This window comes from uncultured Cyclobacterium sp. (assembly GCF_963977555.1).
In the GTDB taxonomy this organism is placed as follows: domain Bacteria; phylum Bacteroidota; class Bacteroidia; order Cytophagales; family Cyclobacteriaceae; genus Cyclobacterium.
In genome coordinates, this window is sequence record NZ_CAXBPD010000023.1 from 62791 (window position 1) to 81191 (window position 18401).

General features: G+C 39.9%; 13 protein-coding genes. 6 read left to right on the forward strand and 7 right to left on the reverse strand.

Going from position 1 to position 18401, the window contains the following annotated elements:
* Nucleotides 1-396: 396 nt before the first annotated feature.
* A complete protein-coding gene (locus tag AAC073_RS21845; RefSeq protein WP_339925947.1) occupies nucleotides 397-1764 on the forward strand; it encodes an alkaline phosphatase family protein in 1368 nt (455 codons plus the stop codon).
* A 271-nt stretch (nucleotides 1765-2035) separates the two neighbouring features.
* Nucleotides 2036-2650, forward strand: coding sequence for a Crp/Fnr family transcriptional regulator (locus AAC073_RS21850; RefSeq protein ID WP_339925948.1), 615 nt, complete (start codon nucleotides 2036-2038; stop codon nucleotides 2648-2650).
* A 582-nt stretch (nucleotides 2651-3232) separates the two neighbouring features.
* Here AAC073_RS21850 and AAC073_RS21855 read toward each other — a convergent pair.
* From AAC073_RS21855 to AAC073_RS21885, 7 genes are all read right to left on the reverse strand, one after another.
* Complete coding sequence (locus AAC073_RS21855; protein ID WP_339925949.1) at nucleotides 3233-5467, reverse strand: NADP-dependent isocitrate dehydrogenase; 2235 nt, start codon at nucleotides 5465-5467, stop codon at nucleotides 3233-3235.
* 227 nt (nucleotides 5468-5694) lie between these two features.
* Nucleotides 5695-6516 carry a 3-methyl-2-oxobutanoate hydroxymethyltransferase gene (panB, locus tag AAC073_RS21860; protein WP_339925950.1) on the reverse strand — a complete coding sequence of 274 codons (822 nt, stop codon included), beginning with the start codon at nucleotides 6514-6516 and terminating at the stop codon, nucleotides 5695-5697.
* Nucleotide 6517: 1 nt separating this feature from the next.
* Nucleotides 6518-7024, reverse strand: a complete 507-nt coding sequence (locus AAC073_RS21865; protein WP_339925951.1) for a phosphoribosyltransferase family protein — start codon at nucleotides 7022-7024, stop codon at nucleotides 6518-6520.
* Nucleotides 7025-7134: 110 nt separating this feature from the next.
* A complete protein-coding gene (gene rsgA, locus AAC073_RS21870; RefSeq protein ID WP_339925952.1) occupies nucleotides 7135-8058 on the reverse strand; it encodes a ribosome small subunit-dependent GTPase A in 924 nt (307 codons plus the stop codon).
* A complete protein-coding gene (locus tag AAC073_RS21875) occupies nucleotides 8043-9275 on the reverse strand; it encodes a glycosyltransferase N-terminal domain-containing protein (RefSeq protein WP_339925953.1) in 1233 nt (410 codons plus the stop codon). Before AAC073_RS21875 ends, rsgA begins: the two co-directional genes overlap by 16 nt.
* Before the next feature lie 32 nt (nucleotides 9276-9307).
* Nucleotides 9308-9955: an alpha/beta hydrolase gene (locus AAC073_RS21880; protein ID WP_339925954.1), complete on the reverse strand. Its 648-nt coding sequence runs from the start codon at nucleotides 9953-9955 to the stop codon at nucleotides 9308-9310.
* Nucleotides 9955-10443 carry a cytidine deaminase gene (locus tag AAC073_RS21885; protein WP_339925955.1) on the reverse strand — a complete coding sequence of 163 codons (489 nt, stop codon included), beginning with the start codon at nucleotides 10441-10443 and terminating at the stop codon, nucleotides 9955-9957. The genes AAC073_RS21880 and AAC073_RS21885 overlap by 1 nt, the downstream gene beginning before the upstream one ends.
* A gap of 739 nt (nucleotides 10444-11182) precedes the next feature.
* Between AAC073_RS21885 and AAC073_RS21890 the strand changes: the two genes are divergently transcribed.
* The 4 genes from AAC073_RS21890 (at nucleotide 11183) to AAC073_RS21905 (ending at nucleotide 18393) form a co-directional block, all read left to right on the forward strand.
* Nucleotides 11183-14278 carry a SusC/RagA family TonB-linked outer membrane protein gene (locus AAC073_RS21890; RefSeq protein WP_339925956.1) on the forward strand — a complete coding sequence of 1032 codons (3096 nt, stop codon included), beginning with the start codon at nucleotides 11183-11185 and terminating at the stop codon, nucleotides 14276-14278.
* Nucleotides 14279-14290: 12 nt separating this feature from the next.
* On the forward strand, nucleotides 14291-15694 hold the full coding sequence (locus AAC073_RS21895; protein WP_339925957.1) for a SusD/RagB family nutrient-binding outer membrane lipoprotein: 1404 nt from the start codon (nucleotides 14291-14293) through the stop codon (nucleotides 15692-15694).
* Between the two features lie 578 nt (nucleotides 15695-16272).
* Nucleotides 16273-17580 carry a D-alanyl-D-alanine carboxypeptidase gene (locus AAC073_RS21900; RefSeq protein WP_339925958.1) on the forward strand — a complete coding sequence of 436 codons (1308 nt, stop codon included), beginning with the start codon at nucleotides 16273-16275 and terminating at the stop codon, nucleotides 17578-17580.
* Between the two features lie 96 nt (nucleotides 17581-17676).
* A complete protein-coding gene (locus AAC073_RS21905; RefSeq protein WP_339925959.1) occupies nucleotides 17677-18393 on the forward strand; it encodes a DNA alkylation repair protein in 717 nt (238 codons plus the stop codon).
* The last annotated feature ends 8 nt before the right edge of the window (nucleotides 18394-18401 follow it).

Here is an 18401-nt window from a genome sequence, read left to right on the forward strand (position 1 = left end):
CCTTGCAAAAGACTATATCCTCAAAGTTTAGGAAGGGTTGCTGTAAGATACTGGGCTAAAATTGGGCATTTTGGAAACTGGTAAATAAGTGCAACCAAGAAAATTTTCTTCTCTGGAAAAAAGAAATCAGGGATAGAATTAGGTCTGGATATTTTCAATGTAGTCAAGTTTCTAAAGAAAGAATGGCGTACCTCAATGAAATTGGGTTATCAAAACCTGTTAACCATCTGGAACTTTAATCTTGCAAAAAAACTTAGGACTCCGAAATCCAAAGATAGGGTTCGCTACACTCGGTGAAACGTCATATCAAATACTTGTTTCCAGTAAAATCTATTTTTAATCAGTCTTATAGCCGCTGTCAACCAACAGCGGACTTTACAATTACTATTCGAAGTCATGATACAAACCTCTATATTACAAAAGATAAGTTTCTTTCTAATTCTACTGCTCCAACTAATAAGCCAACACATAGTTTTAGCCCAAAACCCTAAACCTACTGAACATGTCATTCTTATTTCAATTGATGGCTTTAGAACAAATTTCTATTTAGAAGAAAAATGGCCAGCACCAAACTTGCAGTCTATGGCAAAAGAAGGGGCCAGATCATTGGGAGTGACTGGAGTTTTCCCTTCTGTCACTTATCCTTCTCACACCACAATAATTACTGGATATCCACCTGCTAAACATGGAATTTACTATAATGCTCCTTTTGAACCTGAAGGTCAAACAGGAAAATGGTATTGGGAAAATGAGTTGATCCAGGTGCCTACACTGTGGCATGCGGTACGAAATGACGGAATGACCAGTGCAAGTTTTCTTTGGCCAGTTTCAGTCAACGCACCAATAGATTATAACCTTCCTGAATTCTGGAGTCTGGAAGGCCATGGAAGAATTGAACCTATGCGGGAAGAAGAAACTCCAAAAGGACTATTGGCTGAAATGGAGACGAATGTACTTGGAAAGCTAAATGAAAAGACTTTCAATGGTGATTATCTAAACCGGGAAGATCGTATCGGTGACATGGCTGGTTATGTTCTTGAGACTTATAAACCAAACCTGATCACACTTCATTTGATCGCCACAGATCATTTTCAACACAGCGAAGGTAGAGATGGACTTATGGTTCACAAATCAGTAGCAGCAACAGATAGGGCTATTGGAAAAATCATGGAAGCAGCAGAAAGGGCAGGTATTATGGACAAAACCACATTCATTGTAACTGGGGATCATGGGTTTGTAAATATTCACAGTGCACTCAGTCCTAACATTTGGTTGGTCGATGCTGGTCTGATGGAAAATAAGGATAACCGGGGAAATTGGAAGGCTGCATTTCATACAAGCGGGGCTTCAGCCTTCCTTCATATAAGAGATAAAAATGACACTCAGACTGTAGCCCGGGTTAAAAAAATCCTAGATGAATTGCCAAATAGTATTAAAAAACTTTTTAGAGTTGTGGACAGGGACGAATTGGATAAAGTTGGAGCTGACCCTAACGCTATTTTGGCCCTTGCTCCAATTCGAGGGATCTCATTTTCCAGTTCAACCAAGGGTGAAGTGCTGAAACCTGCGAAAGGAGGGACTCACGGGTATTTCCCTGATTTTGATGAGATTGAGACTGGGTTTATAGCTTGGGGAGCAGGCATCCGTGAGAATGTTGAAGTACAGGAAATGGGCCTGGTGGATGTGGCTTCAGTAGTCAAATACTTACTAAACTTATCAATAGAGCTTCCAGAAAGCACCTTGTATCCCGGCATAAAAAAATAATGCCTTATTGGTCTGAGAAAGGTTACACACCTTTCTCAGATTATTTTATTCATTAAAATATAAGCTAACCTTAGCACTGAAATTTTATCAATTTGTAAACTAACAATTCAATTCATAAAACTATAATAAAATCGGTTCAAAGGATCACTGACTTTATTCGCCTTAACATAACAATTTGAATCTTTAAGAATTGGGACATCACATAAATTTCATTTATAGGTAACCTTACCCTAATAATATTCAGGTAATTTTGGGAAGAAAATATTCCAACATGCCGATACCAGTACGTCCAAACAATGAGTCTTATAGAGGCTTTAATTTCTTCGAACACATTTCTTCGTTGAGCTCCTGCCAATATTTTGGCAAGGTTAGAGAGATCGTGATAAAAAAGAACGAATACATTTACACTCCTTCCTCGGACCATCAATATATTTACGAAATAGTGCAGGGGGCAGTAAAGCTCGGAAGCTACACAGAAGATGGGGAAGAATTTATCTTTGATGTACTCTTTAAGGATGATTTTTTTGGGGATTTGAAGTACCTAAACAACCAGTTTTTTGAATACTCAAAAGCATTGATAGATACTAAAATACGAATTTATAGCCGTGATTTTTTTAAACAAATGGTGGTACTAAGTCCAGAATTATCTGAATGGTTTATTTCCTACTTGGTAAAACGCTGGTGTAGTACTGAAAAAAAGCTCAAAAAATCTCATGAGAAAAAAGCTAGAGAAAAAGTTACGTTTCTAAATTTATATTTTGATATTAATGTAAAGGATGCGGAAGGTTTTGATTTTGCTTTAATTGATCTGCTCACTCAAAAAGATCTTGGTAACCTCATAGGTATCACAAGGCAAACCGTGGCTAATTCGTTTAATAACAAATAAATAAAAACCATGCACTAGTAAAGTCCAACAAATGGAAAACTACAGCTCCTATAGTAATACCTATTCAACTTGTTGCAAATGTTACAGGGGTAAAGATATTGGAAACTTTTATTGAAGCCTGATAACCAAATTTCTAATATGATTATTGAATGAACGATGCCTTGAATGATCAATTCGACTCTTCTTTCTCAGTCTTTCATTCACTTTCCATTAAGGATCATTTTAATACAGCAATCTATATTATAGTTTCACCGAGGTATTTTTCATATTATTTCTGATTAAGATAACCAGTTTAAGCCCCTCCATAAACCATAATTTCGATATTACTTTAGAGTCGAACTTTTATAAAGTTGCATTCAATCAATTTAGGCTGATGGGATTTGTGTTTTTCAGTGCGAAGTTTTTTGAGTTTCCATCTGGTTACAGTTCCTAATAGACACCCATGCTATTGACTAATAGAAGGGGATTTTCCGCCTCCACCGTAGTCACGCATTATCTGGTTGGGTGCCTTGCTCGAAAGAAAATATAAAAGCCGGAAGAAAATTTCTTCCGGCTTTTTCTATGGTATGAAACCAATGACTACTAAGCCACGATGGTTTTCAAGATTTCGTTTAAAGTCGTACTTGGTCGCATTGCTGTAGCTGTTTTAGCTGCATCCGGTTGGTAATAGCCGTCAATATCAACAGGACTTCCCTGCGCACCATTCAATTCATCAACAATCTTTTGTTCATTCTCCACCATGCTCTCCGCCACTGGGGTGAAAATGGTTTTCAATGCTGCGTCTTCCTCCTGATTGGCCAAAGCTTCTGCCCAATACATGGCAAGATAAAAATGGCTTCCTCGGTTATCAAGTTCATTTACTTTTCTTGATGGAGACTTGCCTTGTTCTAAAAACTTGCCTGTTGCCTGGTCAAGGGTTTTACCCAACACTTTTGCCCTATCATTGTTAAAGGTTTCTCCCAAGTGATCCAAAGAAACAGCAAGGGCTAAAAACTCACCCAATGAATCCCAACGAAGGTGACCTTCCTCTACAAATTGCTGTACGTGCTTAGGCGCAGATCCTCCAGCCCCAGTTTCAAACAAACCTCCCCCGTTCATTAATGGAACGACAGAAAGCATTTTTGCACTTGTGCCTAATTCCAATATTGGGAACAAATCTGTCAGGTAATCTCTTAATACGTTACCAGTTACTGAGATAGTGTCTTTGCCATCTTTTATACGGTCCAAAGAGAATCTTGTCGCTTCCCGTGGTGACATGATAGAAATTTCTAGGCCATTGGTATCATGGTCTTTTAGATATTTTTCTACTTTGGTAATCAATTCAGCATCATGAGACCTGTTCTTATCTAACCAAAATACGGTAGGAACACCAGTTGCTTTCGCCCTGTTAACTGCAAGTTTTACCCAATCTTGAATAGGTGCATCTTTTACCTGGCACATTCTCCAAATATCACCTTTTTCAACAGCATTTTCCAAGATAACTGTACCAGTAGCATCCGTTACTTTTATTGTGCCAGCGGAAGGTATTTCAAATGTTTTGTCATGAGAACCATACTCTTCTGCTTTTTGAGCCATCAGCCCCACATTCGGAACAGAACCCATAGTGGTAGGGTCAAAAGCACCATGTTTTTTACAGAAATCGATGGTTTCCTGGTATACGCCTGCATAGGATCTATCAGGGATGATAGCATTGGTATCTTGTAATTTGTTGTTTTTGTTCCACATTTGTCCGCTACTTCTGATCATAGCAGGCATGGAAGCATCAATAATGACATCACTAGGTACATGTAGGTTGGTAATCCCTTTATCAGAATTAACCATTGCCAAATCAGGGCTGTCTGCATACACTGCGTCGATGTCAGCTTCTATCGCCTTGCGCGTGTCTGCTGGCATTTTGTCCAAAGCAGCGATTAGATCACCAAATCCATTGTTCACATCTACTCCTGCTTCTTTAAGGGCTGCCGCATGTTTTTCAAACACAGGGGCAAAGAAAACGGTCACTGCATGTCCGAATATGATTGGGTCAGAAACCTTCATCATCGTGGCTTTCAAATGCAAGGAGAACAATACACCTTCTTTTTTAGATGCAACAATTTGTTCCTGAAGAAATTTCCTCAATGCTGTAACACTTAATACAGCAGCATCAATGATCTCTCCTTCCTGTAAAGGAAGGCCTTCTTTAAGTGATGTTTGCTTTCCATCTTCTCCATGCAAAACGATATTGATGCTGGTTGCTGCAGGGATAGTAACTGATTTTTCGCTACCATAAAAATCACCTTCAGTCATACTTGACACATGAGATTTGGAGTCTTTGCTCCATTTCCCCATGCTGTGAGGATTGTTTTTGGCAAATTGCTTAACGGCCTGCGGGGCTCTTCTATCTGAATTACCTTCCCTTAAAACGGGGTTAACTGCAGAACCTTTAATTTTATCGTATTTTACTTGAATATTCTTCTCTTGTTCGTTCTTAGGATCATCCGGATAATCTGGTAAACCATAACCCTTTGCTTGCAATTCCTTGATAGCAGCTTTTAGCTGTGGTATAGAGGCACTGACATTAGGTAACTTTACGATGTTTGCTTCTGGCGTTTTGGCGATCTCTCCCAATTCTGAAAGAGCATCATTAACCCTCTGGCTTTCTTTCAAAAACTCAGGAAATGTTGCAAGGATCCTACCTGAAAGGGAAATATCTCTTGTTTCCACAGACACCCCAGCCGAGTCGGTAAATGCTTTAATTATTGGCAATAAAGAATAGGTAGCCAATGCCGGTGCTTCATCGGTAAGGGTATAAAGAATTTTGGGGGTTTTGTCACTCATATGTATTTCTGTTTTCTGATTGTATTAAAAATGAATTCTAATTTAAAATTATGAGCTAAATTACGAAAAATATCTTTATCGGAAGACCAGAGGGCGAGATAAGGATAAATAATAACCCTAAGGAGGATAGCATACATAAGGTGGTAAAATCAGGTACCAATGGTAACATTACCGTCATCAAAAATAAAAGCTGCCTTCCTTCAGTTTCTATCCGGATATACCAATACCTAATAACTTTCTTCCTGGTTGGGAAAATCGACTGACTTAACATCCTTTATATAATCCCCAACTGCCTTAAGCATGGTATTTCTGATGTCTGCATACTGCCTCAAAAACCTGGGTTGAAACTCCTGAGTGATCCCAAGCATGTCATGAAGTACCAATACTTGTCCATCCACATCTGGTCCAGCACCTATACCTATAACAGGTATACTTACTGCAGCTGCCACTTCTTTGGCTAAGGAGGCAGGGATTTTCTCCAAAACTAGGGCAAAACATCCACATTCTTCCAGAATTTTTGCGTCTTCTAAAAGCTTCTTGGCTTCTTCTTTTTCTTTGGCCCTTACAGTATAGGTTCCAAACTTGTATATCGACTGAGGCGTTAATCCCAAGTGCCCCATCACAGGTACCCCAGCACTTAGTATCCGAATCACTGATTCTTTGATCTCTGCTCCACCCTCCACTTTTACCGCATGTGCACCAGATTCTTTCATGATCCGAATGGCTGACCTTAATGCTTCCGAACTGTTTCCCTGGTAAGAACCGAAGGGAATATCCACTACTACCAATGCTCTCTCCACTGCCCTTACTACAGAGGTTGCATGGTAGATCATCTGATCCAAGGTGATGGGTAAAGTTGTTTCATGGCCCGCCATCACATTGGAAGCCGAGTCCCCTACCAGGATCATGTCTATTCCTGCTGCATCTACTATGCCAGCCATAGAGAAATCATAGGCCGTAAGCATGGAAATCTTCTCTTTCCGCTTTTTCATTTCCTGAAGAATGTGCGTTGTAATTCGTTTCAGGTGGGTAGATTGGTGTACAGACATATTAGTGAAGGTGAACGGTGGACGCGTTAGGGTCTAAATTTACAGTAATGTGCTCGTTAAGGGTAGTGGCCAATTCATAGCCGGTATAATCTGCTGCTACAGGGAAAAGTTTATGGCTCCTGTTGACAAAAACCAAAACCTCCATCTTCTTTACATTAAGTTCTAAAAATGGGACCATTGCAAAGGCCAGGGTTTTACCTGTATTCAAAACATCGTCTACCAAAATTATGGATTTGCCCTCTAGTGGCCCATGTTCTGAAAGAATAATTTCTTCAATTTTAGGATTTGATTTATCCAGTTCCACTTTGATCAATTGTACTTCAAAAGGAGCGATTTCTTTTAATTTGGCTACCATCAATTCCGCGAATACATATCCCATTCCAGTTAGTCCAACTATTGTCAGTTGCTTTTCCCCGGCATTTCTTTCATAAATCTCAAATGCTATTCGCGTAATTTTTTGTTGGATTTGATGGTGGTTCAAAACCAATATTTTTGCTTTTTGCGTCATTTCTGTGCCTTTGTCAAAATTTTAATGAAATTAACCGAATTGCCTTTGCTTTCAAAGTATTGGTCAAAATTTTACTTCGCTGCATTCCGGAATCTTATACCCTCCCCATTTTAGCGGTGGTTCTCTTCCTCAGTCATAATTTTTAAGTAATTCTCATAACGGTAAGGGTGGATATAACCTTGCTCAAGAACCTCCAAAACTTTACATCCTGGTTCATTTATGTGTTTACAATTGTTATATTTACATTGTCCCAGGTAGTTTCTCAATTCAACAAAATAGTGGGAAAGCTCTTGGTCATCAATATCCAAAATCCCAAATTCCTTGATTCCAGGTGTGTCTATAAAATAGCCTGAGTCTCCAAATGGAAACATTTCTGCAAAGGTGGTGGTATGTACCCCTTTTGAAGAAAACTTTGAAACCTCTTGGGTAAACTGAGAAGCTTGCGGTACTAATCTATTAAGTAAGGTGGATTTCCCTACTCCCGAATGCCCCGCCATCAGGGTTGTTTTTCCTGCTAGTCCTGGTTCAAATTTTTCCATTAAGTCCTCATCGTGCAAGGCAGATAGTTCTATAATTGGATAGCCCAAAGGAGCATAGATATCGTGTAGTTCTGCCAAAAAATCCAGGTCCTTTTGTTTGGTTAAGGTTTCTACTTTATTGACAAGAAGGGTGCAGGGAATCCGAAAACTTTCCGTACTTACCAAAAACCGATCGATAAAACCCAAAGAAGTTCTGGGATCACGAACAGTTACCATAAGGTAAGCCTGGTCCACATTGGCTGCCAGAATATGAGAAAAGTGTTTTTTACGGGTAGATTTTCTGATGATATAATTTTCCCTGGGAACAATCGTATTAATAACTGCTGTTTCTTGGTTTTTTTCCCTATCCAAGATGACATAATCTCCTACTGCGATAGGGTTGGTTAATTTAAGGTTGTCCTGTTTGAACTTCCCCCTAAGCCTTGCCTTGATCATTTTGTCACCTACTTTCACCTCATACCAGGAGCCTGTAGTCTTGATCACTCTTCCTTCCATGTGTCTTTCATAATGATTTCAACCGTCCTTTCAGCACTTCCCAAATTGTCATTTACCAAGTTTTTTGCTGCCAGGCAGGCTTCCTCGTAGTCTGCCGACTGACTAAGCTTGTCCATAACTGTTATAACTTCTCTTTCATCCTTAACAGCAAACCCGCAACCACTTTGAATGCTGATATCCGCCTCTGGAAACTTCGAAACCCTTTTTAATGGCCCAAATAACACAGGAATGCCAAAAGCCAGAGGTTCCAATATATTGTGAAGTCCTTTATCCATCGCCCCTCCAATATACGCCCATCGGGCGAACTGATAGAGGGAAGAAAGCATGCCGATATTGTCAATTATCAAAATATTCCAAGCTGTGGCTTGCTCCACTTTACCAAATTCAGAATACTTTATGGAAGGCAAGGTAATGGCCTTCTGCCAATTTTCAATGACTCCCGCATTAATATCATGAGGAGCAATAATAAATTGTAAGTCTTTGGATTGGTTAATAAAAGGAATAAGGTTGTCCATGTCCTCTTGCCAGACACTACCCAATACCATGACTTTTTGGGTGATGCCTTGAGCTATTTCTGGAAACGATTTAGGTTGAAGGCTGGTCTTGTATACATTGTCAAATCGAGGATCTCCTGTCATGCTTATGCTTTTAAGCCCTGCCTTCTGAAGCAATTCCATGGATGCCTCATTCTGCACAAAAATATGATCAAAGCAAGTGAGCAACTTTTTAAAGAAGCCTCCATACCAGGCAAAATACACCTGCTCAGCTCTGAAAGAAGCCGCAATTAAATAAAGGGGAATTTTTCTCTTTTTGGCAGCCATAATGTGATTGGCCCATAAATCATATTTAATGAAGAAAACCATGTCTGGCGATAGTAAATCAATAAATTGATGGGCATTTTTTGAAGTATCTATAGGCAGGTAACAAATGAAATCTACCTCATCCTGCTTCTTTTTGATAACCTGTTCGTAACCTGATGGGCTGAAAAAAGAAACAGCAACTACCCATTCAGGCTGCTCTTTTTTAAACGCCGCAATTACAGGTTTTGCTTGTAAATATTCTCCAAGGGAAGCAACATGAAACCAGACCAATTTACCAGACTGCACTTCCTTAAAAGATTTTATCGATTCAAAGGTCTTTTCCCGTCCCTTTACGGCAAGTTTGAGCTTGTCTGATCGCTTACTGCCAATCTTCATCAGCCAATCAAGCAAATTCATTCCCAGGTTATACAAAATCCTCATGTCCAAAATTACATCAAAAATATTTCTTTGAGCAATTCTGCGTCCAAATCATGGCCTCCACTATAGCTAAGCGCTTTGAAATTGACAAATTCTGCCTCGTAAATGAGATGTTGCTGACGGATATACATTTCTGATTGCAAAAAAGGATCCTCATCACCTAGTGCTAAAATGACTTGACTATTTTTCAACCTTTCAACCATTAAAGTTGGGTCCAGATCCTGAGCGGGAGCTCCACCCCAAAAAACCGCTTTTCCTATATTTAGATTGGATTGGCAAACCCATCGACTCATCGTTGCTACTCCTTGAGAGAATCCCAAAACATTTACCTGAGGGGCCTGATCAAACTGCAAGTGCAACTCTTCCATTATCCTGTTAAGATAACTATAGTTGTTGACGATGTCTATTTCACGTTCATGCTTGGTCATCCAGTTAGCGCCTACCCTCCCCGAAAACCCTTTGAGGTAATAATGGTTAAGACCCTCAGGAGCTACTATAAGGCATTCTTCGTGAAATAGATGAGTGAATTTTTTGAGGAAATACTGTGCCAATTGCCCATAACCATGAAATACAACCCAAATACTTGTTTCATTACCGGTGGGTTCATGACTAAGAGAATAAGTATGCCTGGACTTAAAATTTATCTCTTTCTGAATCATTATACATTTAGATCTTCTAATTTATAAGGAAGTAACTGGTCAATCCCCTGCGCTTTAAGTACACTCCCATCTGCCCGCAACATAAGTATCTCTATTGGGCTGTCAAATTTCATTTCATATTCACTAATGGTCTGTCGACATAATCCGCAAGGAGTAACAGTAGCCATTCCTGTATCGTTGGCTTTCTTTGCTACTATGGCTATTGAAAGTGGTTTAAGCTTTGGGTAATTAGAATGAGTATAACACAATAGCACTCTCTCTGCGCAAATGCCTGAAGGATAAGCAATGTTTTCCTGATTATTTGCCCAGAAGGTTTGTCCATCTGCTAAAATTACGGCAGCACCTACCCGAAAGTTTGAATAAGGTGCATAAGCATTGTCGGTTGCCTTGATAGCCAAGTCAATTAAATTGGCCTGCGTTTCATTCAGGTTTTCAGCAGGAATCAATTCCATGGTACTGATATTGCTGACTTTTTTGTTCTCTTTCATATTCAAATATATCAATTTTCTGAAGAGTGAGATTGGCTATAGCATTTATGAAGGACAATCAAATAACAAAACCTTGAATCGGCCATAAGTTCCTAATACGGCTGAAATCCTATTGTAAATAGCACATCAGCTCACTGATTTCAGCCGTATTTTCAACTTTTACCTGCAACAATACAGCCAAAATGTACAGCATAAATATGCTGCAAATCGTAGAATAGTGGGTGGGAAGAAACCAAAAATTTCATTTAACATTTACATTCTATCACGATGACCGATTAGAAGAAATTCTTAACCTTTGAAAAAGCAATAAGATTTCAACTCATTTAATAGAACCCTACCCGTCATTACCTACAATTCTAATCACCTTAGTTAAATTATTGGCAAGAGATACAGATCAATTGAATATTAGTTATTGCTCGACTACCATAAAATCGCCAAATACTTTTTTCTTTGTTTAGATTAATTCCATTCATAATTGATTGCCCACTACCTGTTTTAGGTTTAATTTTTCGGTAATTATTTTGGCTTTAACGAAGGTTTTGAAATTTTTATAACTAACTTAAATGGTAATTCATTATTTAAGATTAACCCTAAACAAGATTTAAAATGTAAAAACAATGCCTTTGCGTAGAAAGATTAGGTGAAACACCATTAATCCTTATCTTTTATATGCATTTTGGGTCAAAAGTTAAAGCGTATTTAAATTGTTCATTTATCGTCAATTAATCGGTTATAGTTTATGAAGAAAAATTTTACTTATTGTTTATTGATGTTGCTACTTCTGCAATTTAATGGGGCAGTTATCGCCCAGCAAAGTACAGTCAACGGAAAAGTGACGTCTGCAGAAGACCAAGTAGGTCTTCCAGGTGTCAGTATTGTCGCAGAGGGTACCGGAACAGGTACGGTCACCGATCTTGATGGCAACTTTAGCCTCAATGTTTCGGGAACTAACACGGTTTTGGTTTTTTCCTATATAGGATTTGCCACTCAGTCTATAACATTGGGCAACCAGCAAACGCTTAATGTGGTCATGCAACCAGAAGCAAAAGGACTAGATGAGTTTATTGTGACGGCCTTTGGTATTTCTCAGGAGAAAAAATCCTTGGGCTACGCTGCACAAAATATCGATGCTGAAGCCATCACCAAGACAAAACAACCCAACTTGGTGAATTCGCTTCAAGGACAAGCTGCAGGTGTTCAAGTGACCAATTCAGGTGGAGCTCCTGGGCAGTCAGCAAGAATCATCATCAGGGGGATCAATTCTTTAGACCCAGGAGCCAATAACCAACCATTATTTGTAGTGGATGGGGTACCTGTGGATAACTCCACCATTGAGTCTACTGGAACGCCAAGGGGCCTCTCGAACAGAATGGCCGATCTAAATCCCAATGATGTGGCCTCCATTTCTGTACTGAAAGGTGCAGCGGCAACCGCTCTTTACGGGGTAAGGGCCGCCAATGGTGCAGTAATTGTCACCACCAAAAAGGGAAAAGCTGGAGAAGTTAGGGTCAATTACAACGGTTCTGTAGGTTTTGAAACAGTTAACCAACTGCCAAAACTACAAGACAAATACGGTCAAGGGTTTAGTGGAGAGTATCAGCCCAGTAGTTTTTGGCCTTCATGGGGCGCTCCTATAGCAGAAGTCCAACAAACGGTGTCTGATCATAAATACCAGGACAATTGGAATAGGGTTTTTAATACCGGGGTACAGCTTGACAACAACATAAGCATTTCTGGGGGCAATGAAAAAGCAACATTCTACGGTTCTTTTGGTAACCTTCAACAGGAAGGTATCATTCCTTTTTCTTCCTGGAACAGAACTACCGCAAAGTTATCTGGAAGTGTGAAGGTTTCAGAAAAGTTTGATTTCTCTGGATCTGTGAATTACAGTAACTCAGGTGGCAACAGGGTTCCTCATGACCGATTTATGGAGCGAATGATGTACTGGTCTGAAACTACTGACGTTCGGGACTATATCAACGAAGATGGGACAATGAGAACCTATTCCAATACCAATCCAATCTATGATGCCCGTTTTGCTACCTACGAAGACAATGTCAACAGAGTGATAGGGAATATCAATTTTAACTACACCCCTACGGAATGGCTTGCCTTTTCCTACCGCCTTGGAAATGACTTCTACAGCGATCAACGAACTGAAATCACTCCAGGCCCTAAAGGAATAGACGGAGAAGTACCGCTCAGTTCAACGGGTTATCTGGAAGAAACCAGAATCAATAGCCGAGACCTTACTTCTAATTTCTTCATTACCCTAAAAAAACAATTTAGTCCCGACCTAAATACCAGTTTAAGATTGGGCAATGATATATTTGAACGAAAATATGACCGAGTAACCGGACGAGGTGAAAACTTTGTCATACCGGATTTTTATAACCTGAGTGTCGCTTCACAAATTTTTGCCAGTCAAGGCAAAAGTATAAGGAGATTGGTCGGTTATTATGGGGATCTAATGATGGATTATAAGAATTACCTCTTCCTGAACATCACTGGAAGGAACGATATTTCTTCTACCTTACCCAAAGATAATAACTCTTTTTTCTACTCTTCATTTAATTTGGGTTATGTTTTTAGTGAAAACATGGAGCTTCCTTCTTGGCTGACTTTTGGTAAATTAAGGGCATCGTGGGCGCAGGTTGGCAAGGACACAGATGCACATATTCTTGGATCTACCTATGTTTCACCCTCTATTTTTCCTTTAAACGGTCAGGTAGGCTTTACAAGAAATTCGGTCTATGGAGATCTCGCTTTAAAGCCTGAGCAAACTACTTCGATAGAGTTTGGTTTACAAACAGCCTTTTTAGATAACCGGGCAAACTTTGATGTAACTTATTATAAATCAAATGCAAAGGACCAGATCATTCCAGTACCGGTGTCTGATGCAACAGGCTATTCTTCCTATATCACGAATGCAGGAGAAATTCAAAATACCGGTTTCGAGTTTATATTGGGTGGTAGTCCTATAGAAAACAGTGATTTTTCATGGAACATAAGCGCCAATTTATCCATCAACAACAATGAAATTAAAGCCATTAAAGAAGGTATCGATGAAATTGTTGTAGGAAGCCAATATGGTTATGCTGGCGCTACTGTCACCATGAAGTTGCTAGAAGGGGAGGCTTATGGTAATATTTTCGGTAGTTCTTACCAAAGACTAGGAACCGATCCTGACAATTTGTTTCTGGACCGAAGTCTTCCTGTAATCATTGGTGCCAATGGCTTTCCAGTAAGGACAGGCACCCAATTGATTTTAGGAAATGCTGTGCCTAAATGGATTGGTGGTGTACGAAATGATTTTACCTACAAAGATTTTGAATTCTCTTTCTTAATAGATTTTAGAACAGGTTTGGAGCAGTACAACCAATATGCGAACTTCCTGTCAGCATTTGGCAAGAATGAATTTACGGAAGCAAGAGAAGATTTTAGAGTCTTTGAAGGTGTCTTGGCAGATGGATCTACCAATACCAAAGAGGTTTGGTTGGGCCAGGGAGAAGGACCTGATGGCGTAGATTATGGTGCTGGATATTGGCGAAACCATTACAGGACAACAAGTGAAAACTTTGTGTCTGATGCCAGCTTTATCAAATTAAGAAACATTACCCTTGGGTATAACCTTAACCCTGATTTGCTGGAGCGAACGCCCTTTAGAACTGCTAGGGTATCAGTAGCTGCCAATAATATTATTTTATATACACCTTGGGATGGATTTGATCCAGAATCTTTCTCTGCAGGTGCTGGCGGAAATGCCATTGGTTTAACAGGTCTGGGTTATCCCGGCGTACAGAGCTTTTTCTTTAACCTGAACCTTGGACTTTAAAAAACTGCAACTATGAAAGCGATATATACTATACTCGGCCTGATGCTTTTTTTAGCATTAAGCTCATGTGAGGATTTTCTTGATGTCAACGAAAACCCCAATAACCCTCAGGATGCTCCTATCAATGGGCTCATGACCAATGCCACCTATGAAACTTCTCTCAATGTGCAAGCCATTGGCAGTATTACGTCCAATTATGTACAATACCTTGCCTCTCCTAATCCAGCAGGGGCTTCAGATATCATGGACGCAAGTAACTACAGTGGACTTTGGTTTGATTTGTTCAATGTGATGACAGACCTTACTGATTTGATGGAAAAAGCGGAAGCAGAAGAGGCTGGCCACTATCTTGGAGCTGGGCAAATTCTGATGGCATTAAATCTAGGGATGACCGTAGATGTATTTGGAAATGTTCCTTATACCGAAGGGTTTGATTTCAGTTCAGTTACCCCTACTTATGATGACGATCAAGCCTTATATTCTGAGGTATTCAGCTTACTAGATCAAGGTATCCAAAATCTCTCCGGAAATACAGCACTTTCTCTGGGAGGCGATGATTTTATATTTAATGGAGACGTTTCCTCTTGGATTAAATTTGGAAATATGCTTAAAGCCAGGTTTATGTTGCATACTAAAGGGACAACTACCTATGATGCCCAAGCTGTTTTGACCACTTTGGCAAGTGGCATGACGAGTAATGAGGATGATGCCACTGTGGTGTTCTTTGAACAGCGATTCAATCCTTGGGCCCAGGTGGCCATAAACAATGAGAACCTGTTATTAGGTGGTTGGATTTCTACCCAATTTATAGAAGCATTAGATGGAACCTCCTATTCCACCGTGGATCCCAGGCTGTCATTAATGATCGGGGCCACGGATGACGGAGAATACATTGGTGTAACCAATGGAGCAGGCAGAGGAAATGCACCTGAACAAGGCGCAAGGTCAACCCTTATTCCTGATCAGTACTATACTTACGAAGATTCCCCACTATTAATAGCTACCTATGCAGAACAAAAATTCATAGAGGCCGAAGTTGCCTTGGAAACTGACCCTTCTAGAGCCTATACAGCCTATTTGGCAGGAATTGAGGCTCATATGGACATGCTGGAAGTTGGTGATGATGAAAAAATGGACTATCTCAATAATCCAGAGGTGAGTATGGGCGCAAGCGAACTTACCTTGGCCGACATTATGAAGGAAAAATGGGTAGCGCTCTTTCTCCATCCAGAAACATGGAATGATGCTAGGAGGTTTGATTATGCCTACAAAGACATGACTTTGCCTGAGAACCTAAATGGAAATCTCAATGGACAGTACATCAGAAGACTGGCCTACCCTGACAATGAAGTGAGCAGGAATGGAAGTAATGTACCTGACGTAACCCTACTGGACCGAATTTGGTGGAACGATTAGTGTTTTCAAAGCGCCTCTTTTTAAAAAAGAGGCGCTATCTATTTCATATTTTCAGACTGGACAAAACGTCTACTTAGCTAAAGGGCTATCACCTTGTGCTCTCTCAGTAATTGATTCCACCTGGAATTAAAATGGAAATTGTTTATTTCGGAGCATAAGGCCTTAGATGTGAAATACTAGACATGCAAGTACTTGGTAAGCTATTATAAGTCCCTCATGGCTCTTGCTGTATTGTTGTTTAAGCAATTACATTTGGAGTATCCTGACCTTTATGGTCTCATAATCCGTTTTGACACCATTGGATCATTCCAAGAATGGGCGGCATCTCACAGCCACGGGTGAAGCCCGTGGTAAATTGAATATCCCAACACCGGATTTTGGCGGTATTGTTGCCGTTTTTTTGCAACAGTAATGACAAAATCCACTTATGTAAACATTGTTTTTAAACCATTTGTTCAACATCCAATTTGGGATATTAGCCGGTAAATGCTAAAATCACTTCCCCGTGTGGTCAGAAAAGGTTACTTTTCCTATGGCTTAGAAGCCATGTTAAAATGGATTCCTTAGAAAACTTTACTATGAAACATTGTATATGGTTGTGCTTGTTGTTAGTCTTTTCCTGCACCGTCCAAAAAATCAACAAAACAGTTCGTTCTTCCGATGTCTTTGAAAAAGGGCATATGGGATTTATGCTCTATGACCCAGTAAAGGGCAAAACCTTGGTGAAATTAAATGAAACCAAGTACTTTATCCCAGCCTCCAACACCAAAATATTTACTTTCTATACCAGCTATAAAGCCTTGGGAGATGGGTATATCAATGGCCTGAATTATACACACAAAGGCGATTCCCTAATTTTCTGGGGCACGGGAGATCCTTCCCTTTTGCATCCCGACTTTAAAGACAGTACGGTGGTGGACTTCCTCCAAGACAGTCCCAAAGAATTATTCATGGTGGACAATTTTGAGCAGCTGTCTAGCTATGGACCCGGCTGGTCTTGGAACTGGTATCCCTACTACTTTGCTGCCGAACGTTCTCCTTTACCGATCTATGGAAATGTCTTACGCTATTCAAAAACTGCTGAAGCAGTAAACGCTGAACCCTATCCAAATTCTGTACTTTTGCCATTGAGGCCATCAGCAAAAATTCAATCCGGTAGTTATTTTATCCAGAGAGACTTCAAGACAAACACCTATGAATATGCCTTTGATAGGGAAAAAGACAGCCTGACTTTTGCCACAGACAAACCTTTTATCACTTCTGTGAATTTGGCTAGAAACCTTTTACAGGAAGCGGTTGGAAAGAAAATCACTCTTCTCGAAAACGAAGGCTATACTCAAAGTGTCCATGAAAAATTACCTACGATAAAGGCAGATTCCTTGTATGCCCAGATGATGAAAATTAGTGACAATTTCTTGGCCGAACAACTGATGGCTCTGGTTTCAGATGCGGTTCTTGATTCCATTAACATCCGGGCTGGGATTTCCTATGCAAAGGAGAATTATTTGGCGGATCTTCCTGATGAGCCTCAATGGGTAGATGGTTCAGGTCTTTCTCCCCAAAACATGTTTACCCCTCGCTCGGTAATCAAGCTGTTGCATAAAATCCATACTGAAATTCCGATGGAAAAGATCAAAGCCTACTTCCCTGCAGGCGGAGAATCCGGTACCATCCGCAACTGGTACCCGGCAGACCCCGGGCAGCCCGCATACATCTACGCCAAAACGGGCACCCTGGCCATGAGCACCGCCCTGAGTGGTTTCCTTTTAACCAAAAGTGGCAAAGTTCTCCTCTTCAGCACCTTCTTCAACAACTATACCGGCAGTTCCAGTGTGCAAAAAACGGAAATGCAGAAACTGCTTTATTTTATTCATGATAGATATTAATTGTTAATGGTTAATTATTAATTGTTAATGCTTTGGGATTTTACTGTCTGATTTAGGATTCTGGCAGCTAATTTAAATTTTAAAATATAGAAACCAGTGACTTATAAGGAAACTATCGAACGTCTTTACGCGCTTCAAAATCCTGAAAAGGTCACTTTTAAGGAAAAGAAATTTGGGATTGTTTCTAATAATTCTTTGGGGATATATCATTCAGAATTAAAGAAGATCGCTAAGGATATTGGAAAGGACAATGCACTTGCACTGCAACTTTTTGACAGTGGCATTTACGAAGCCCGCATTTTATGCAGCAAAATATTCAAGCCCAAGGATGTTACTGAAGCATTGATGGAGAAGTGGGTCAAAACATTTGAGAATTGGGAGGTTTGTGATAGCTTTTCTATGGGGCTCTTTGCCAAAAGTGATTTTGCGCTCCCAAAAATCCTAGAATGGACTAAAAGGAAACCTGAATTTGAAAAAAGAGCAGGTTTTACCATTATTGCTTCTTACTGTATGGCAGATAAGCTATCGGAAAATGACTTATTTGAATCCCTTTTCCCAATCATTAAGCAAGAAGCGAATGATGAAAGAATCTATGTCAAAAAAGCGGTGAATTGGGCACTTCGAAACATTGGAAAACGAAACCGGGATCTCAACAAAAAAGCCATCCTAGTGGCTCAAGAATTACTGGAAACTGAAAGCCCTTCAGCCAAATGGATTGCAAAAAATGCACTGAGTGAGTTAGAGAGAGACAATATCAGAATGTCAGATTATCCAAGGGTGAAATATAGGGGAATGGTGGAAGGCTTTGAATAATAATTTGC